Source organism: Parasutterella secunda, assembly GCF_016901835.1.
In the GTDB taxonomy this organism is placed as follows: Bacteria; Pseudomonadota; Gammaproteobacteria; order Burkholderiales; family Burkholderiaceae_F; genus Aphodousia; species Aphodousia faecavium.
Genome location: NZ_JACJKX010000002.1, coordinates 109307 through 127685, shown reverse-complemented (window position 1 = coordinate 127685; position 18379 = coordinate 109307). Strand labels below are relative to the sequence as shown.

The window sequence follows — 18379 nt, the reverse complement described above, 5'->3', positions numbered from 1 at the left end:
TCGGATTCGGCCCGAGCTGTCATTGATTTAATAACCAATTAAGAAGAGGCGGGGCGAGCATCGGTGCAACAAAAGCCGTGACGATACCCGCCAATCCCATCGCAAGCCCTGAGAAGGCGCCCGCCTTATCGCTGATTTGAAAAGCTCTTGATGTGCCCATGCCGTGCGCAGCAACCCCTAATGCAAAGCCTTTGATGTAGTCTTTTTTTATACCGAAGAGCTTAAATATTATTCCGGCGAGCAAAGAGCCCGTGATACCGGTCAAGACGACGATTCCGGCGGTGAACTCAGCAATACCTCCCATTTTTTCGGAGATTCCCATAGCAATCGGCGTAGTCACGCTTTTAGGTGCCATGGACATAATGCTTTCGAAAGAGGCGTGAAAAAGTACGCCAAGTAAGACGGTTGAGGCCACGCCCACAATACAGCCCACTGTGACACCGATAAACAACGGAGCCCAAAGTTTTGCCAGGCGCAGACGTTGGTCAAAAAGCGGAACGGCCAATGCTACAGTTGCCGGTCCAAGAAGAAAATGAACAAATTGCGCTCCGGCAAAGAATGTTTCATATCGGGTATGGGTGGCAAATAGGATCACAAGAAGAATGGCCACGGCAATGACAAAGGGTGACAACAAAGTAATAAACCCGCTTTTTTGGTAAACCCAGATACCGATTTGATAGGCAAAAAGAGTCAGGCAGAGCCATAAAACAGGGTTTTGAGCCAAATGACCCCACAGCAATTCAATCGTCATCATCGACTCCCATCAGTTTGGCACTCCATTGAATGACAAGGGCAGTGACGACCATGGTAATTGCGGTGCCGATCACCAAAATGGCGGCAATAGCCACCCACTCAGCGGAAATTCTGTCCCAGTGACGTACGATTCCAACGCCTGCCGGTACAAACAAAAGTGCTAAGTGAGCCAGTAAAACAGAAGCGGTTAAACGCACTCTTTCAATCAAATCGTCTTTAACCAAAAAACCGATTAACAGAAAAATCATGCCGAGAACCGGGCCGGGTATCGGCCAACCGAAGCCGTACGAGAGGGCCTCGCCAATGAGCTGCAACACTAAAAATAAAACAATGGAAATGAGCATAAGAGGTTAGGGTTATTCCTAGGGAGGAGCAATTGTGTCACCAAGTCAGAAAAAAAGCTACGTTCAAAAAGTGTCTTCTTTGCTAAAAGGCAAACAATTGAAAAGATACTTGACTGAAAGTGGAAGTCGATGGAGGAAAGTCGAATTTTAACGCAATTTCGTTTTCGTGAGAACGATCTCGGCCTCTCGTTTCTCCTGATTTTAAAGTGAAAATAATGAGACCAAAATAGAAATGATTCCAATCGAAGGTCCTTTCAACAGGAGGTTATCTATGCAAAAAACTCGTTGTGCATTAGCCGTCGGTCTTGCGATGATTACAGGCGTTGCCTACGCTGTAGTGCCGCAAGTGAGCACCGATGTACAAAAGGCAGCCGAGACAATTTATAAAGATCCCGTGATGCAAAAGATGCTCACCGAGCTCACGAGCGATGAAAACGCCCAATTCCGTTTCAATACTCATATGGAAGTAGCGCGTATTGCTTCACCTTCCCGTTATGAAATGCGTCGTGCTGAAGAGCTTGCCCGTCGTATGGTTGAGGAATGGGGTTTTGATAAAAGCGATATCATGACCACGCCCGAAGGCATTATTAAGGGCGCTGGTATCCAGAAAGTAGACGGCATGCCGGTCTACAACGTCTGCGTTCGTATCCCCGGTACTTACTCTCAAGAAAAGGGTGCAAAGAGCTATAAAGGACAATTCCCGAAAGTCTTGCTCGAAGGCCATACCGATACAGTGAACCCGGCGAAGTTGCCCCCGAAGAGCAACCCGTACATGCCGGTGAAATTACAAAAGGCCTCGGAACCGATTGTTGCCTCTCCTCAAGAGCTAGCTGCACTTAAGGATGAATTGCATTTCGATAAGAACGGCAAGATTATCCAGGACGAAAACTACAAGAAAGCATACGTTCGCTATGCCAGTCTTGAAGACGCTCAAAAGAAGGGCGGCTATCGTATCTATGTGCCCGGATTTGCCGATGCCATGGGTAATACGACCGGTGTGATGACCGCTGCCATCATGATGAAGAAGTACAACATCAAACCTGTGTATGACATCTGGGTTTGCGGTACGACCGGTGAAGAAGGTAAGGGTAACCTCTGCGGAATGAAGCAGCTCTACGGTTATAACCAAGATACCGGCAAGGGTAACAACGCCTTGAACTTTGTCGCCAACTTCGGTGCTGACTCTACTCGTCCGGGTTCGGGTACGCTCAATTACTTGGGCAGCTACCGCTTTGAAATCAAGTACACGGAACCGGCAGGCTACAAGCAAGGCGGAGCTGAAGCACCGAGCGCTATGATGGCCATGACCCGTGCAATTGCCAAGATTGCCGATGTGAAGTCGCCCTGGGATTTGGATAAGAAAGCCGAACGTACAACCTACACGGTGGGTGTGGCAAGCTGCGATACGGCCGCTCCCGGTGAACGTTCCCGCTCTTGCACGTTAATGGTTGACATGCGTTCTCCGACGCAAGGACCGTTGAGTGCCATTCGTAAACAAATCGAACCGACGTTCAAGGCTGGCATGGATGAAGAAAACGCCAAGTATGGCGTCAAAGCCGGTGATAAGAACGCTGTGAAGATGGAATTGGTGTGGTTCGGTGACCGTCCTGCTCACCAACGCGCTAACTTCAATGACATCGCTACGCAAATTTACTGGCAGTCGGCTCAAACAGTCGGTATTGACAAGCTCAAAGAATTGAAGACCAATTCTTCGAGCTTGAACGACAATGTGCCGGCTGCGGTCGGCGTGCCGACGGTGAACTTCAACGTTCATACGGTGGCGGCCAACGGTGGCGGTCATACCTTTAACGAATGGGGTATTCCGGGTAATGCTCAAGACGAAGGCAAACGCATTTTCCGTATGGTCTTGATGGGCTTGACGGCAGCCGGATACCATACGAGCACGGGTGAAGTGGTCAGACCGACGGCTGATCCGATCGGCGCTCGCACGACAGAGGATATGTACTAATAGGGAACATCGGAGAACATTATGAAAGGAAAATTATTAGTAGCTTTATTAGGTTCTTTTGCTGCCTCGGTGGCGATGGCCGATGTCTCCACAGTGATGTCCGTTGATATCCAGGGGCCCGGCGGACACAGTAATGGTGCATACGGCAATACCAATGCTGTGCATGCAGCTGCCCGAGCGATCATGGAAATTGAAAAAGCAATTCCTTCGCAAAAGCAATGCGTGGTATCAGGTTTCACTGGTGGCAACTCCGTGAACTCTATTGCGGCCGACGGTCACTTTAAGGTTTCCTTAAATGCTAAGGACGATAAGGAAATGGCGACCTTGAAGCAAAAGGTTGAGGCTGCGGTTAAGAAAGGTGTGGATGCTGAAAACGCATTCCGCAGTGTTAAGCCCGGCGATTTGACCGGTGGCGTTCCGGCTCAGGTGCGCTTTACCATCAAATAATCGCTGATTTAAGGAAGGCGGATCAAACCGTCTTCCTGCAAAACCGTTCGGGTGATGAATTCGAGCGGTTTTTCTATGCCAACAAAAGATCATAAAAAGAGCTGTAATTTAATTTAGATCAAATAATAAATAAAAATTAAATAAGTATATATATCGTTAATATGGAATAATAAAAGTATCAAAAAATGATCCGGAGAAGAAAATGGAAGAATATCAATGGATAGTTGATTTAGCTGCGCAAACAGTTCTATCCGTCACTTTTACGTTGACGGGTATGGGAGCTCTTTTATTGCTGATCGGTGCGATTTGAAAGCTTTAGCCTTAATAACAAAAGCCGGCGCAGAGCGCCGGCTTTCGCTTGGACCAAAGAAGTCTTTAGGACTTGAACGTTTTTTCGTTAAGGAGATACAAACAAACGCTCATTGAGCTGGGAGAGATTCATCCAAACTTCAGTTTCCACCCCTTTTTGGCCCCCGTTGTTTGGAAGATCGCTCAAAACTTCTTACTTACGTCGTACTTTATCGCAGAAACCTTGCGTGAAGCTTACGAAGTAGTAAAAAGGTTTGTACTGTGTATATTAACGATAATCATTCTCATTTGCAAATATATCTGTGTTTTAAGTTGTAACGACTTGAATTGAATTCTTCAGATAATTATCTAAAACAATTAAAAATTCGGTAAGATACGGACTCTTTTAAACTTTTTGGCCGGTAAAGCCATGTCTGAACACGAATTATTGTTATCTGATTTTGATTTCGATCTGCCTTTGGATCGGATCGCACAATTTCCTCTGGAAGATCGTTCATCGAGCCGTCTTTTGCACGTTATGCCGGATCGGTTAGCCGATTATCACTTCAGAGATATCGTCGATTTGCTTCGCCCCGATGACTTATTGGTGATGAATAACACCAAAGTCATTAAAGCCCGATTGTTGGGTAAAAAAGAGACCGGTGGGGCAGTTGAGGTCCTCATGGAGCGTATCACCGGTGAATACACGGCGATTGCCATGGCTCGCGCAAGCAAAAGCCCTAAGGCCGGAACTTTCCTGATTTTTGAAAATGAAGGGAAGGTTGAGCGAGTAGAAGTCACCGGACGCGAAGGTGAATTTTTTGCCTTGCGCTTTGAGCACCCTGTGCTAGAAGTATTGGATTTCTTCGGCAAAGTTCCCCTTCCTCCCTATATTGAGCATGCAGCCGATAAAAGCGATGAAAAACGCTACCAAACGGTTTATGCAAAAACCCCTGGTGCAGTAGCCGCTCCTACTGCCGGATTGCACTTTACCGAAGAGGTGATGGCTGCGTTAAAGCAAAAGGGTGTGCAAATTGTGTTTGTCACTTTGCACGTGGGAGCGGGAACTTTTCAGCCCGTCCGTGTTGAAAAATTGTCTGAACACGTGATGCACTCGGAGTGGTACACCATCAGTGAAGAAACGGCTCAAGCCGTTAACCGCGCTAAAAAAGAAGGGCGTCGCGTGGTCTCTGTCGGTACAACGAGCCTGAGGGCACTTGAAAGTGCTGCAGTGAGAAAAGGCGAAATTCAAGCCGGTGCCCGTGACACGCGCCTTTTTATCAAGCCCGGATATGAATTCAAAATCATCGATGCGCTGATTACTAATTTCCACTTGCCGAAATCCACGCTGCTGATGTTGGTTTCCGCCTTGGCCGGAAAAGAACGCATTGATTCAGCCTATCAATACGCTATTAAAGAGCACTACCGTTTCTTTAGCTACGGGGATGCCATGCTCTTGGAGAAAAAGCCGGAGTAAATCGTGAGTCTTGAATTTACCTTGAAAAAAACATGCGGCAAGGCTCGCCGCGGTGAAATGAAGCTAAACCACGGTGTGGTACAGACGCCTATTTTTATGCCGGTGGGAACCTATGGTACGGTCAAAGCCATGGCTCCTAATGAGTTGGAAGAAATCGGCTCTCAAATTATTTTGGGAAATACGTTTCACCTTTGGCTTCGCCCCGGGCTTGATGTCATCGAAAAGCACGGAGGCCTGCACCGCTTCATGGGGTGGGATAAACCCATCCTCACTGACTCGGGTGGCTTTCAGGTTTTTTCTCTTAAAGGCCTGAGAAAAATTACCGAAGAGGGGGTGAAGTTTGCCTCGCCCATCAATGGCGATAAGTTATTTTTGACTCCTGAAGTGTCCATGCAGATTCAGCGTGTCTTAAATAGCGACATCGTGATGGTGTTTGACGAATGCACGCCTTACAAGATTAACGACCGTCCTGCTACGGAAGAAGAAGCGGCCAAATCCATGCGCATGTCGCTTCGTTGGGCGCGTCGCAGCAAGGATGAGTTTGTCCGTTTGGGCAATCCCAATGCTCTTTTCGGAATCGTTCAAGGCGGTATGTATGAGCATCTGCGGGAAGAATCTTTGCAGGGGCTCAAGCAAATCGGTTTTGATGGCTATGCCGTAGGTGGCCTTTCTGTGGGCGAGCCCAAGGAAGAAATGCACCGTATCATGGAAAAAATTGTTTGGCAGCTCCCTGACGATAAGCCTCGTTATTTGATGGGGGTTGGGACTCCGGAGGATTTGGTCGAAGGTGTCAGCCAAGGAATTGATATGTTTGACTGCGTCATGCCAACCCGTAATGCACGAAACGGATGGCTTTTTACACGCTATGGCGATATTAAGATTCGCAACAGCAAATACAAAGACGATTTGCGGCCTCTTGATCCGACATGTGATTGTTATGCTTGTCGTCATTTTACCCGGGCCTATCTGCATCACTTGCAAAAGGTCAATGAAATTTTAGGTGCTCGACTCAACACCATTCACAATCTGCACTACTATCTGCATTTGATGCAGGAAATGCGTCAGGCGCTCGATGAGGATCGTTTTGAGCAGTGGAGGGAAGAGTTTTACAAAAATCGTGCCCGCGGCGTTGATTAGGGGATATATCTAGGCAAAAATTCAGCCTAATCCCCCGTATAATTACAGGACTGTTTGTCCGAAACAAAATCGGACGCTTTTTATTGGAGTAACACATGTTTTTTATTTCTGACGCGTTTGCGCAAACAGCAACCGGTGGCGATACGGCTAGTCTTTTGACGAGCATGCTGCCGATGATTTTGATTTTCGTTGCGTTCTGGTTCTTTTTGATCCGCCCGCAACAAAAGCGTCAAAAGGAACACGCCAAGATGGTTGATGCCCTCACTAAGGGTGATGAGGTATTGACCGCAGGCGGTATTGCCGGTCGCGTGGTTGAAGTAAGTGACGACTATATGGTTGTTCAGATTGCCTCTGTTAAGGGGGAACCGGTGACCTTGACGATGCAACGCGTGGCTGTTCAGACGGTTTTGCCCAAGGGTACAATCAAGACCTTCTAATTTAAAATCCCCAAGGCTATCGGCCTTGGGTTTTTTACAGAACGGGTAAAGTGACTAGATAGAATCTTTACCCGTTTCGAGCCCAAGAGAGCGAGCCCAGCGAGTCGTTCTCTTTTTCAGTTTTTCTGGGGAATAAACGTGAACCGTTATCCATTGTGGAAATACATCATCATTGTCGTTGCACTGGTGATCGGTATGATCTATACGGCGCCGAATTTCTTCGGTGAATCGCCCGCCGTGCAGATTTCCAGCCAAAAGGCAACAGTCAAAGTTGATGAACATATCTATGAGCGTGTTCAAAGCGCACTGACCAATGCCAAGATTGAACCCAACGGCATTTTCTTTGAACAAGGTGCTCAACAATCCACGATTCGTGTCCGCTTTGAGCCGACGCAAGCAGAATTGCAGCTTCAAGCCAAAGAAGTCATCGAACGTGAACTTAATCCCGATCAAGCAGATCCCACTTTTGTGGTCGCCTTAAACCTGGTGCCGAATACGCCGCAATGGCTCTTGAGCCTGCGTGCATTACCTATGTATTTGGGCCTGGACTTGCGCGGTGGTGTGCACTTCCTGCTGGAAGTGGATATGGATGCGGCTATTGAAAAGCGTGCCGATGCACTGGCGAGCGATTTGCGCTCTCAATTCCGTGATCAACGCATCCGTCATGCCGGTATCACCCGCAGCGGGACTTCGCTTGAAATTGCTTTCCGTTCCGCTCAAGAACGCGATAAAGCTCGTGATCTGTTGCGCAACACTCACAACGATTTGACTTTGGAAGATCGTGACGAGGGCCAAACGTATCGCCTGGTAGCGACCATGACCGATGCGTCGTTGCGTGAAGTGCGCGATTACGCCTTAAAGCAAAACATTTCCACTTTGCATAACCGTATTAACGAATTGGGCGTTGCAGAACCTGTGATTGCCCAGCAAGGTGCCAATCGTATTGTGGTTCAATTGCCGGGCGTGCAGGATACAGCTAAGGCTAAAGAAATTTTGGGTCGTACCGCAACGCTTGAAATTCGTATGGTGGATGACTCGCCCGAAGCCTATGCTCAGTTGGCAGCCGGTACCGTTCCTTTCGGCGACGAGCGTTATTTAGACCGTGCAGGCGTGCCCATCTTGGTCAAGCGCCAAGTCGTGCTCACGGGTGACAATCTCAATGATGCTCAGCCCGGGTTCGATCAGCAAACTCAGGAACCGACCGTTAACCTGACGCTGGACAGCCGCGGCGCTCGTATTTTCCAAGACGTGACGCGTGAAAACGTCGGTAAGCGCATGGCCATTATCCTTTTTGAAAAGGGTAAAGGCGAAGTGGTGACCGCACCGGTTATTCGTCAGGAAATCGGCGGCGGGCGCGTGCAGATTTCCGGTCGCATGACGGCAACCGAAGCCACCGATACGGCCTTGCTGCTTCGTGCCGGTTCACTGGCTGCTCCGATGGAAATCATCGAAGAACGTTTGGTCGGTCCGAGTTTGGGTGCGGCCAACATTGAAGCAGGCTTCCGCTCGACGCTATACGGTTTTGCCGTGGTGTCGGTCTTCATGATTCTCTACTATCAGGTTTTCGGTGCTGTTTCAGTCTTTGCATTGACCTGTAACGTGATGTTGTTGATCGCACTGTTGTCTATGCTTCAAGCCACATTAACCTTGCCGGGTATCGCCGCTATTGCTTTGACACTCGGTATGGCAGTGGACGCCAACGTGTTGATTAACGAACGTGTTCGTGAAGAGTTGCGCGAAGGCCGTTCGCCTCAGCAGGCAATCAGTGAGGGTTTCGATCGGGCTTTTGCCACGATTTTGGACTCCAACGTCACCAGTTTGATTGCCGGTATTGCCTTGTTGATTTTCGGTTCCGGTCCGGTCAGAGGCTTTGCTGTGGTGCACTGTTTGGGTATTTTGACCTCAATCTTTACGTCGGTGGTGGTGAGCCGTGGTGTGATCAATTTGATTTATGGTCGCCAGAAGAAGCTCAAGAGACTGCACGTGGGTCAAATTTGGAAGCCGACGGACTAAGAGGGAGTTGACGTATGGAGTTTTTTAGAATTCGGCGCACGATCCATTTCATGCGCTTTGACAAGGTCTTCAATACGATCTCTTTGATTTCGTTTTTGATCGCCGTATTTCTCCTGTGTACCCGTGGGTTGGCGTTATCGATTGAATTCACCGGTGGTACGCAGATGGAGGTGACCTATCCACAGGCAGCTCCCACGGAACAAATTCGTGAACAGATTAAAGCCGGATTAGGTGTTGAAGCGGCCGTACAAAATTTCGGTACCGCTCGAGACGTCATTATCCGTTTACCGACTGTGGAAGGAGAATCCTCCGGACAACAGGCCCAGGAAGTGATGGCGGTTCTGAATAAAACGGAACCCGAAGCCAAGATGACCCGAGTGGAATTCGTGGGCCCTCAAGTTGGTGAAGAGTTGGCGACAGACGGGTTAACCGCATTGATTCTTGTGGTTATCGGTATTGTGACCTATTTGGCCTTCCGCTTTGAATGGAAGTTCTCAGTAGCAGCCATTATTGCTAACTTGCACGACGTAGTGTTGGTTTTGGGCATTTTCTCGTTTTTCCAATGGGAATTCTCATTGCCGGTGCTGGCGGCCGTATTGGCTGTGTTGGGGTACTCCGTTAACGAATCCGTGATTATTTTCGACCGTGTTCGCGAGCACTTCAAGAAGATGCGCCGTATGGATACGGTTGAAATCATTGATTCGGCCATTACGGCAACGATGTCTCGTACGGTGATCACTCACTCGTCAACGCTTGCGATGACGCTGGCGATGTTCTTCTTCGGTGGTCCGGCTCTGCATTACTTTGCATTGGCTTTGACTATCGGTATTTGCTTGGGTGTGTATTCATCCGTGTTCGTGGCCGCTGCTATCGCTCTGTACTTGGGTGTGAAGCGTGAGGACTTAGTCAAGCCCGTGAAGAAGGATCAGGTTCAGGAAATGGTACCCTAATCTGATCAAAGGTAAACACTAAAAACGGCGCATCAAGCGCCGTTTTTAGTGATGGTGACCTGAATTAAACCCCGTATTTCTTCTCTAAGGATTTCAATTCGCCTCTGAGATCCATCAGATTCCAAAGATAGTTCATGACACGCGTATAGTCCGCATCATCGGTCGGCATCCAAAAGCCCATGTAGTTGACGGGCGTTAAGGGATGATCAAGAAACTGAGCATGCAATTGCGGGAACTTCTTTGCGTAGAGCTTGGCTTCTGCATTTTCCGTAATCATCAAATCGCCCTTACCTTGTGCAATGAGTTCAGGGATTTCGTAGTTCTTTTCGTGTGTGAGAATTTTGGCTTTGGTCAGATTCTGAAGAACAAATTGCTCATTTGTACCACCGGGATTTTTAATGACCGTAACGTCAGGACTATTGAGTTTTTCCAACGAGGTGAGTTTGTCTTTATTTTTCTTATGGATTAAAGCCACTTTGCCGAAAGGCGCATAAGCAGGCAGAAAGTCCCCGGTCAGTACTCGCGCGGGTGAACGGGTGATGCCACCGACAGCCACGTCAAATTTGTTGTCAGCCATGTCCTTAGCGAGGTTTGACCAGCTGGAATGGACAAACTCGACTTTCCAGCCGTAGACATCCGCCATCTTTTGTACCAATTCAATGTCGTGCCCGACAAACTTGCCGTCTTCCTTCATGGAAAACGGACGATAGTCACCCGGCGTGCCGACACGAAGCACTTTCTTTTCCATGATGTTGTCGAGTCGTTCTCCTGCCATGGCCGTCGATACAGAACCGATTGCTAAAGCGCTTAAAAGCGACAGAGTTAAAAGACAACGTGAGGCTTTTTGCATATTTCATCCTTAATAAATAAAAGAATATGTTGAGATTCTAGGGGGAATCGCTTTGCTCTTTCATGATTTTGAAATGTTCAGATAAGCCGCTTCTCTTACGGGCTTTCCCGAGTTTTTAGGCAAAAACAACTAAGAAAAAAAGGGCTAGCGAATGCGAGCCCTCTAGGAGATAGAAAATTAGGGAGTTTTCTTATATAAAGCGTAGAGCACACCACGAATGATCGTATCGGTGGTTTGTTTACTTAAGGACTCAATGGCATCGGGCTCTTCAAGAGTAGTCGTGTCGTACTCATTGGGCATCTTTTTCATTTCTGCAATCACGACATCTTTCCAAAAAGCGGGAGCTTCGCTTTCTTCCCAGTAACCGCGACCGCGGCCGAAGTGAGCAACGGCTAGATAGAGTAAAACGGCTTCAAGGAGGAAATTTTGAAGCGCCATTTTGCTCCAGGAAACCCGAGTTCCGTGAACGCCTTTGACCTGGTTATAAGCCAGTGCAGCGCCAGCTCCGCCGATAGCGCCGATCACTGTACCTAAAAGAGTACCCAGTCCCGCGCTTAACCCGCCGGTACCGATATCGGCAGCAAGCCCCGTAGCCGCACCGGCTCCTACCGCTCCGACAATTGCAGCCCCTTTCGGATTGGCAGCAGTATTGATGGTCCAATCGGTTTTTAAGCGGCGCAAAATTTCGCGCTTAACGCCCGAGCCTTCCAATTGGTGAGCATCAATCAGGCGCTGAGTGAGTGCACAAAGACAATCGGCCGCGCGGGCTGCCAACGCGTTTTTGGCATCCTCAATCGGTCCACTTTGTAATTTGACGACACCCAGACGTCTGCCCCAGTCTTTGACTTGTTCGGTGAGTGAATAGTTGGAAAGCTCCTCGTGATCGACAGCCAGTTGAGTCATGTAGTTGGCGATGGCTTCGATTGAGGTGGAATAAACCGCTCGACGTTGACGGCTCCAAGCTTCACGAAGTGCTTCAAAAGTGGCTTTCTGCTCCTCAGTGAGCACATTGCCGATGGCATCAAAAAGGGCAAATTCCTGTACCCAACAACGAGCAAATGCATCCATCGGTAAAACCGATTTCACCAAAGGATATTGGGCCATGTAATCAACCCAGCGCTTCAGTTCTGCCTCTTCGACTTCCTGTTCACGCGGCTTGCCCATTTGGTTTAAAAGGACGATAACGGGCTTACCGATCCAGGAAAGAATTTTCATTTCCGCCTCAATATAGGCACAGGCTTGAGGCGATTCGCTGGCGTTGACAAGATAGAGTACGACGCTGCTTGTATCGCGGACATGCTTCAGAGCGCGCTGATTAAGCCACAGGACTTTATTGGACATACGGTCCCAAACTTCAGCAAGAAACCACCCGAGCGGATTGGCACGTCCTTCCAGACGCTTGGCCAATCTTACGCTGTCACCGAACCCCGGTGTGTCCCACAGTACCAGTTCCGAGCAACCGTCACTGGCCCGAATCAGCACGTAGTCATCATTGGTTTCGGTGACATGCGGTCGGTCGGCGACCTCGCCGATGTCGCGCCCGAGCAAGGTTCGTGCCAGTGTCGTTTTACCGATATTGGTATGAGACACCAGACTCAGATTAATGCGCATGAGTTGTTGATCAGACATAGTTCAGTCCTATTTTGCTTGCCCGGTGGCAAGTCGTAATTCGTCACAGGTTTGTTGATCGGGGCGGACACCGCAGTGATAAAACACGACCGGTAAACCGATACTTTCGCAGAAGTTTCTCCAAAGTTCTTTTCGGGATTCAATTCGGTCTCCGAAATCACCGAAACGGGCCATGTACGATGACATGTCAACCAAAACCACCAGATGAACAGAACCTAATTTTTCTTTAACTTTTCTCAATGCCTCGCCTTGGACTTCCTGCTCGGGCGTCGTAGTGGCATTCATCAGTGCCCAAACCTGCTGAGACTGATTTTGGGCAGTGAGCGTGATCGGAGCATCATCAATTTCAGGGTTCCAATGATGCGTTTTGACTTCCGAGAGGTTAAAGCCGAGTTCTTCGGCAAACCGGTATACGCTTTCGATGTTGTGCGGATTGTCGCTGTGCTCGGAAACCAATACTTCAAGAGTCATCTCTTCAGAGCGCCAGGTGCGCAAAATGTCTGCGTAGTAACGGTCAGAAAGATCCAGCGGGAAATTTTTCTCCAGTTTTGAAATTTGCAGTGAGTGTTTCAGAGCCAAAGCCAGGCGCGGGATGGCAACGAAAACAGCCAACATAAAAATCATTCGCAAAAGCCATAAACCGGCCGAAATATCGACGGCATTGACGGCCAGGCGGTCAAAACGCATGTTGGCAATATCGAGAATGTTGGGCATCGGGCCCAGGAAATTGGTCAAGATGCCGTAGGTAAGAGCGATGATTTGGTAAACCACTTCAGGGTTGTTGGCAAACCAGGTGCTTTCCCACCCCACCGTATAAGCCGTTCCCACGCCACGCAGCAAAACGCTGGCGATCATGCCCAATACAAAGGCAAAGGCAGCAAAATGAAAAGCCCGTGCCACGAAATGCATGATGTACGGTTGCAGAAGTGAAGTGATCGATTGGGTCAGGCGGACCTGTTTAAAGGTGAGCGATTTTTCGATGATGCCCAAAACCGTCCGTAATCCCAAGAAATCCCGTTTTGACTGATGCCGCAGTCCTGAAATAAAGAGCATGACGTAAACGACAATGTTCCAAATCAAGACACCGAAAAACGGCAATGAGAGTAAGTTGATGCGCGAGCTCTCTGAGGCAATTTGATCGGTAAAAAGGCCCAGGAAAAAGGCAACGCCGATTAACGCCCCGTTTATCCAAGCTGGAGGTCTGAAATTCAGACTGATAGGTTTGACCGAAGGATTTTTTGCCACGATCATCTTTTCAACGATGCGGGCGCGAGCCACTAAAAAGGAGGCTGCACTGGCTTCTTCTCCGACAGCTAGTGCGGCTTGTCGTGTGGCACGATTGGCGTCACTGCTCTCCCAACTGAGAGAGGGATTCTCTTCGAGCAGCTTAGCCGCAGTGATCGTTTCCGCATCTTTGAGGGAAAGGCGACCCTGTTCAATGTTTTTATAGGCCTCAGTCATGTGTATCAAATGATTGAAATAGTTTATCCCGTTAATTTTAGCTGTTCATGCCGCATATAAGCGTCAAAGAAAAGAGCTATTTGCTCTCAGAATGTAATTTCCACAAAGAATAAAGGTTTCGGGCGCATTCTTTGGGCTGATCTTGTCCGCAAATGGCCGATACAACAGCCACTCCTTGGGCGCCGGCTTTGACAATGTGCTCAATGTGTTCAGATTTGATACCACCGATAGCCACTGCAGGGACGGGGCAAATTCGCATCAGCTGCTCTAAACCGTTTACTCCTATCGGAGCCTGAGCATCCGGCTTGGTACTCGTTGCGAAAATCGGTCCTACGCCGACGTAATTCACGATACTGGGATCAACCGACTTCATTTGATCTGCATTGTTAACGGATAAACCGATGATTTTTCCTTGTCCCAGAAGCTGTCCCGCCACATGAGCCGGCAAGTCCTGTTGCCCCACATGAACACCGTCAGCGTCACAAGCAAGGGCCACATCCACATCATCATCGATAATGAGCGGAATGTGATAAGGCTCAAGAACTTTTTTCAGCTCCAGTGCACATTCGTAGCGTGCTCTTTTCTTCCACTGAGGGGCGCGAAGCTGCACGACGGTGGCTCCGCCCTCTACAGCCAACCGCGCAGTTTCAGCCATGCCGATTTTTTCAGTCAGAATCGGATCAAGAACTAAATAAAGAGAGAGGTCCAAAACTTTGTTTAACTTCATAGTGCTAATAGTGCTAAAAATGATTGCGAGCCAGGCGATAGAGTGCATCCAGGTAAGCGGGGTGAAAGCTTCCCGGGCCCTGAGAGACTGAGGCTGCCGTTTCCGAAGCAAGCTTAGCCATCTTCAAAGCGGCCGCCGTTGCTTCAAGCGGACAATCGCTTTGTGCGCAATAAGCGGCCACTAGAGCCGATAATGAGCAACCGGTTCCGACAACCAATGTGCTCATTACATCACCGCCGGAGACACTCAGCAGGCGCTTACCATCGGTCACAAAATCCGTTTCACCCGTCACGGCAACAACACAGTCATAGCGTTTTGCCAGTGCTGCAGCCCCATTGACTGCATCTCGGCTGTCGTCTTTGCTGTCCACACCGTGTCCGCCTTGACCCATTCCCGCCAAACTTAAAATTTCACTGGCGTTGCCGCGAATCACCGTCGGTTTTTTCCGAGCAAGTTCTGAGACACGTTCATCTCGCCAAGGTAAAAGCCCTGCTGCGACCGGATCCAGAACCCAGGGTTTTGAGTGCCTGCAGCAGGCTTCAACGGCAAGCAACATGGCTTTGTAACGATCATCGGTCAGGGTGCCGACATTAACGAGTAAACAATCGGCAATCGCTGCAAAATCAGCGCTTTCGTGTTCGTCGATGATCATGGCAGGAGAGGCTCCTGCGGCTAAAAGCACATCGGCTGTGATTTCCTGAACCACATCATTGGTCATACAGTGAACCAGAGGATGGGTCTGCACGAGGTGTGAACAGTAGCGATCAAAATCGTCTTTAGAAAAAGTTTGGATGTTCAACATTTGGGGAAAACAAAACAGAAAAAATACCGATTGACGATACCACAAAGAGATTGGCTCGGTACAATGCTTGCGAAGAAATTTTGAAACAAAAAACTCTTATGTTGGTACACCCTCAATTCGATCCGATTGCCATCTCCATCGGTCCCTTGTCTGTGCATTGGTATGGTCTGATGTATTTGGTGGGTTTTGCTCTGTTTTGGTTTTTGGGCAATTGGCGCGCAAAAAAAGATGCCTGGCGCATGATGGATGCTCAAAAAGTGGAAGATCTTCTCTTTTTCGGTGTGTTGGGAGTTATCTTAGGCGGTCGTTTGGGGTATTGTTTTTTCTACCAACCGGAATTCTATTTTTCTTATCCCTCGCAGATCATTCGGATTTGGGACGGAGGAATGAGTGCTCACGGCGGCATCATCGGTGTGATTTTGGCAATGTTTTATTTTGCCAAAACCCGTGCGATGCGATTTTTGGATGTTGCTGACTTTGTGGTCCCCCTGGTTCCATTGGGACTGTTTTTCGGAAGAATCGGCAATTTCATCAATGGCGAGCTCTGGGGAAGAGTGTGTTCGGCGGATTTCCCCTTGGCGATGATTTTCCCGCAGGCAGCCGACGGTTTACCTCGCCATCCGTCTCAACTTTATGAAGCAGGGCTCGAAGGGTTGCTTCTTTTTGCTGTTTTGTGGATTTATTCAACAAAACCCAGGGCAAGAGGAACGGTGGCAGCATTATTTTGTCTGGGTTACGGAATCTGCCGCTTTGCCGTGGAGTTTTTCCGCGAACCCGACTCGTTTTTGGGCCTGCAGGCGCTGGGCTTAAGTCAAGGACAATGGTTGTCGTTACCCATGATTGTTTTGGGTGGATGCGTTTGGGGCTGGGCTGCCAGAAAACATTGACTTAAATTTCGTCGGGCGTTTGCTGCTTGAGAATCAACTCGCAGCTTTCTGCCGGTAGCCGCCTCATCGAAAATTCACAACCGCAGTAGAGTTGGTTGTAAAAACCGTTGATTTTCAGCAATTCGTTGCGACGTTGTTGAAGGCCGCCCTTTCTCCAATTTTTATCCCAAAATTGTGTCTGCGGATAAAGCGATTGCGCAGCCAATCCGGCCCGGTTGATTTGCTCGATATCTTTCCAACGGCTCGAAGCCAGGGTGGTCGTAAAAAGCTTGATTTTTTCCCGGTCTGCCACACGGGCCGTTTCTGTTAATCGGTAGTTAAAACAGACCTGACAGCGCTCACCCCTTTCGGGTTGCATCTCAAGACCTCGCACCGCTTCACGCCACTTACTGTGATCATAGTCGCCGTCTATGACCCGAATTCCCAAATGTTCAGCGTAGCGCTTTAATTCATTTTTACGAATCACGTATTCGGAATTCGGGTAAATATTGGGATTGAAGTAAAAGAGGGTCGGCCGATAATCATTTTGCATGAGCCACTCCAGTATGGCACTGGAGCAGGGTGCGCAGCAACAATGCAATAAAACATCAGTCATAAAAAGGCCCTACCTCGCAACGATTTCTTTGTCGCAATTGTATACTGCTGAAATCGACGGAGGTTTGATTTTTATGAGCAGTATTTCTGACAATATTGCCAGGATTCGGGAAAATATTTTTAAAGCGGCTCACGGGCGTGAAGTCAAGCTGTTGGCCGTCAGTAAAACGTTTCCCTGTGGGGCCATTGCCGAAGCCATAAAGGCCGGCCAATTGTGCTTTGGCGAAAATTACGCTCAGGAGGCGGTCGAGAAGGTGGATTTTTTCCACCTCAACAGTCCCACTGTACCGCTCGAATGGCACTTTATCGGTCCGCTTCAATCCAATAAAACCCGAATGGTAGCAGAACATTTCCAGTGGGTTCAGAGTGTCGATCGATTCAAAATCGCCCGCAGACTCAACGATCAACGTCCGCTTGATCTGCCGCCTTTAAACATTTTGGTTGAGGTCAATATTGATGAGGAAGACAGCAAAAGCGGTGTTTCGGTCAATGAGCTTGAAGACTTATTGCCGGAATTGATGACACTGCCGCGGCTCAGACTCAGGGGACTGATGTGTATTCCGAAAGCACAAGCATCGGAACTTGCAAAACGCAAAACATTTGCCAAAATGAAAACATTGTTTGACCGATTCAATAACCAAGGATTTAAATTGGATACGCTTTCGATGGGAATGAGTGCTGATTATGTCTGGGCCATCGAAGAGGGAGCCACACTCGTGCGTGTCGGCTCATCCATTTTCGGTCAAAGAAATTATTCTTCAAAAATTTAAGGAGTAGGAATGCAAAATCGAATTGCCATGATCGGCGGTGGAAATATGGCCGGAGCTTTGGTGGCGGGGTTAGTTGCGGCAAACTACCCCGGTGAGTTTATCGACGTGATGGATCGCAATCCTCCGAAGTGCGAGCGATTGCACAAAGACTACGGCGTTAACACTCATCTCGAAGCCGGCGATTGGTTAAAGTCGGCAGATATTGTTGTGCTGGCTGTTAAACCCCAGGGAATGCGTCAAACCATCGAATCGATTCGTCCTTTTTTAAATTCGAAGGCTTTATTCATCTCCATCGCTGCCGGACTACGCATTAAAGACATTGCCCGTTGGTTGGGCAGCGACAACTTGGTTCGTGCAATGCCTAACACACCCGCATTGGTCAAAGCCGGTGTCGTCGGACTGTATGTGCCCTCGGCTCTGGAAACGAAAAAAAAACTTGCCCAGTCGGTGCTCAGTGCCATGGGAGAAGTGATCAATGTCAAGAGCGAAGAAGAGTTGGATTTGCTCTCGACGGTTTCCGGATCGGGGCCGGCTTATGTATTTCGTTTCATTGAAGCATTGGAAGAGGCTGCCGTAAAGCGTGGCTTTGACAGTGAGGGTGCTCGCCGTATGGCCATTCTCACGGTGTTGGGTGCAGCAAAACTGGCTGTTTCCAGTACCGATTCTCCCGCCCAGCTACGGATTAATGTGACGAGCAAAGGCGGAACCACGGCAGAGGCTTTGCGTGTGATGCAGGAAAAAGGCTTTATGGAAATGATGGATGAAGCTGTCCAGGCTGCCTATGATCGCAGTCAGCAGCTGGCCGATGAGCTCGGGCGACTTTGATTTTTGACTGAAGCGAAAC

At 48.8% G+C, this 18379-nt stretch carries 18 protein-coding genes; 10 read left to right on the top strand and 8 right to left on the bottom strand.

The features are described 5' to 3' along the window. Positions 1-19: 19 nt before the first annotated feature. Both H5985_RS01925 and H5985_RS01920 read right to left on the bottom strand, forming a co-directional pair. Positions 20-754, bottom strand: a complete 735-nt coding sequence (locus H5985_RS01925) for an LrgB family protein (RefSeq protein ID WP_205049634.1) — start codon at positions 752-754, stop codon at positions 20-22. Further along, on the bottom strand, positions 741-1097 hold the full coding sequence (locus H5985_RS01920) for a CidA/LrgA family protein (protein WP_205049633.1): 357 nt from the start codon (positions 1095-1097) through the stop codon (positions 741-743). The genes H5985_RS01925 and H5985_RS01920 overlap by 14 nt, the downstream gene beginning before the upstream one ends. Positions 1098-1368: 271 nt before the next feature. Between H5985_RS01920 and H5985_RS01915 the strand changes: the two genes are divergently transcribed. The 7 genes from H5985_RS01915 (at position 1369) to secF (ending at position 9815) form a co-directional block, all read left to right on the top strand. Next, positions 1369-3066: a zinc-binding metallopeptidase family protein gene (locus tag H5985_RS01915; RefSeq protein WP_239481531.1), complete on the top strand. Its 1698-nt coding sequence runs from the start codon at positions 1369-1371 to the stop codon at positions 3064-3066. Between the two features lie 21 nt (positions 3067-3087). Continuing rightward, positions 3088-3513 (top strand): peptidase dimerization domain-containing protein, encoded by a 426-nt coding sequence (locus H5985_RS01910; RefSeq protein ID WP_205049632.1) that lies wholly within the window; start codon positions 3088-3090, stop codon positions 3511-3513. Between the two features lie 718 nt (positions 3514-4231). Beyond that, complete coding sequence (queA, locus tag H5985_RS01905) at positions 4232-5278, top strand: tRNA preQ1(34) S-adenosylmethionine ribosyltransferase-isomerase QueA (protein WP_205049631.1); 1047 nt, start codon at positions 4232-4234, stop codon at positions 5276-5278. Positions 5279-5281: 3 nt separating this feature from the next. Next, positions 5282-6415, top strand: coding sequence for a tRNA guanosine(34) transglycosylase Tgt (tgt, locus tag H5985_RS01900; RefSeq protein WP_420892569.1), 1134 nt, complete (start codon positions 5282-5284; stop codon positions 6413-6415). Between the two features lie 95 nt (positions 6416-6510). Continuing rightward, positions 6511-6852: a preprotein translocase subunit YajC gene (gene yajC, locus H5985_RS01895; protein WP_205049630.1), complete on the top strand. Its 342-nt coding sequence runs from the start codon at positions 6511-6513 to the stop codon at positions 6850-6852. Positions 6853-6990: 138 nt separating this feature from the next. Then, entirely contained in the window at positions 6991-8865 is a 1875-nt protein-coding gene (gene secD / locus H5985_RS01890; RefSeq protein ID WP_205049629.1) for a protein translocase subunit SecD, read from the top strand. A 14-nt stretch (positions 8866-8879) separates the two neighbouring features. Next, on the top strand, positions 8880-9815 hold the full coding sequence (gene secF, locus H5985_RS01885) for a protein translocase subunit SecF (RefSeq protein ID WP_205049628.1): 936 nt from the start codon (positions 8880-8882) through the stop codon (positions 9813-9815). Between the two features lie 64 nt (positions 9816-9879). On the opposite strand, the gene H5985_RS01880 is transcribed toward secF, so the two are convergent. The 5 genes from H5985_RS01880 to thiM form a co-directional block, all read right to left on the bottom strand. Then, entirely contained in the window at positions 9880-10665 is a 786-nt protein-coding gene (locus tag H5985_RS01880) for a transporter substrate-binding domain-containing protein (RefSeq protein WP_205049627.1), read from the bottom strand. A gap of 177 nt (positions 10666-10842) precedes the next feature. Then, the gene (locus H5985_RS01875) at positions 10843-12294 is read right to left on the bottom strand and encodes a GTPase domain-containing protein (protein WP_205049626.1); all 1452 of its coding nucleotides are present in this window, start codon (positions 12292-12294) and stop codon (positions 10843-10845) included. A 9-nt stretch (positions 12295-12303) separates the two neighbouring features. Continuing rightward, positions 12304-13755 (bottom strand): DUF2868 domain-containing protein, encoded by a 1452-nt coding sequence (locus H5985_RS01870; protein ID WP_205049625.1) that lies wholly within the window; start codon positions 13753-13755, stop codon positions 12304-12306. Between the two features lie 76 nt (positions 13756-13831). After that, entirely contained in the window at positions 13832-14482 is a 651-nt protein-coding gene (gene thiE, locus H5985_RS01865) for a thiamine phosphate synthase (RefSeq protein WP_205049624.1), read from the bottom strand. Between the two features lie 13 nt (positions 14483-14495). Further along, positions 14496-15284 (bottom strand): hydroxyethylthiazole kinase, encoded by a 789-nt coding sequence (thiM, locus tag H5985_RS01860; protein ID WP_205049623.1) that lies wholly within the window; start codon positions 15282-15284, stop codon positions 14496-14498. A gap of 98 nt (positions 15285-15382) precedes the next feature. Between thiM and lgt the strand changes: the two genes are divergently transcribed. Then, a complete protein-coding gene (lgt, locus tag H5985_RS01855; RefSeq protein WP_205049622.1) occupies positions 15383-16171 on the top strand; it encodes a prolipoprotein diacylglyceryl transferase in 789 nt (262 codons plus the stop codon). 1 nt (position 16172) lies between these two features. On the opposite strand, the gene H5985_RS01850 is transcribed toward lgt, so the two are convergent. Continuing rightward, a complete protein-coding gene (locus H5985_RS01850) occupies positions 16173-16766 on the bottom strand; it encodes an epoxyqueuosine reductase QueH (RefSeq protein ID WP_205049621.1) in 594 nt (197 codons plus the stop codon). Between the two features lie 73 nt (positions 16767-16839). Between H5985_RS01850 and H5985_RS01845 the strand changes: the two genes are divergently transcribed. Further along, a complete protein-coding gene (locus H5985_RS01845) occupies positions 16840-17535 on the top strand; it encodes a YggS family pyridoxal phosphate-dependent enzyme (protein ID WP_205049620.1) in 696 nt (231 codons plus the stop codon). A gap of 9 nt (positions 17536-17544) precedes the next feature. Next, complete coding sequence (proC, locus tag H5985_RS01840; RefSeq protein WP_205049619.1) at positions 17545-18360, top strand: pyrroline-5-carboxylate reductase; 816 nt, start codon at positions 17545-17547, stop codon at positions 18358-18360. The last annotated feature ends 19 nt before the right edge of the window (positions 18361-18379 follow it).

Excerpts from the sequence above, each read along its gene's own strand:
- H5985_RS01870 (WP_205049625.1), bottom strand. The coding sequence starts at position 13,755 with ATGACTGAGGCCTATAAAAACATTGAACAGGGTCGCCTTTCCCTCAAA.
- queA (WP_205049631.1), top strand. The coding sequence starts at position 4,232 with ATGTCTGAACACGAATTATTGTTATCTGATTTTGATTTCGATCTGCCT.
- yajC (WP_205049630.1), top strand. The coding sequence starts at position 6,511 with ATGTTTTTTATTTCTGACGCGTTTGCGCAAACAGCAACCGGTGGCGAT.
- proC (WP_205049619.1), top strand. The coding sequence starts at position 17,545 with ATGCAAAATCGAATTGCCATGATCGGCGGTGGAAATATGGCCGGAGCT.
- thiE (WP_205049624.1), bottom strand. The coding sequence starts at position 14,482 with ATGAAGTTAAACAAAGTTTTGGACCTCTCTCTTTATTTAGTTCTTGAT.
- H5985_RS01850 (WP_205049621.1), bottom strand. The coding sequence starts at position 16,766 with ATGACTGATGTTTTATTGCATTGTTGCTGCGCACCCTGCTCCAGTGCC.
- H5985_RS01925 (WP_205049634.1), bottom strand. The coding sequence starts at position 754 with ATGATGACGATTGAATTGCTGTGGGGTCATTTGGCTCAAAACCCTGTT.
- thiM (WP_205049623.1), bottom strand. The coding sequence starts at position 15,284 with ATGTTGAACATCCAAACTTTTTCTAAAGACGATTTTGATCGCTACTGT.
- H5985_RS01920 (WP_205049633.1), bottom strand. The coding sequence starts at position 1,097 with ATGCTCATTTCCATTGTTTTATTTTTAGTGTTGCAGCTCATTGGCGAG.
- H5985_RS01880 (WP_205049627.1), bottom strand. The coding sequence starts at position 10,665 with ATGCAAAAAGCCTCACGTTGTCTTTTAACTCTGTCGCTTTTAAGCGCT.
- secF (WP_205049628.1), top strand. The coding sequence starts at position 8,880 with ATGGAGTTTTTTAGAATTCGGCGCACGATCCATTTCATGCGCTTTGAC.
- lgt (WP_205049622.1), top strand. The coding sequence starts at position 15,383 with ATGTTGGTACACCCTCAATTCGATCCGATTGCCATCTCCATCGGTCCC.
- H5985_RS01910 (WP_205049632.1), top strand. The coding sequence starts at position 3,088 with ATGAAAGGAAAATTATTAGTAGCTTTATTAGGTTCTTTTGCTGCCTCG.
- H5985_RS01845 (WP_205049620.1), top strand. The coding sequence starts at position 16,840 with ATGAGCAGTATTTCTGACAATATTGCCAGGATTCGGGAAAATATTTTT.
- H5985_RS01915 (WP_239481531.1), top strand. The coding sequence starts at position 1,369 with ATGCAAAAAACTCGTTGTGCATTAGCCGTCGGTCTTGCGATGATTACA.
- H5985_RS01875 (WP_205049626.1), bottom strand. The coding sequence starts at position 12,294 with ATGTCTGATCAACAACTCATGCGCATTAATCTGAGTCTGGTGTCTCAT.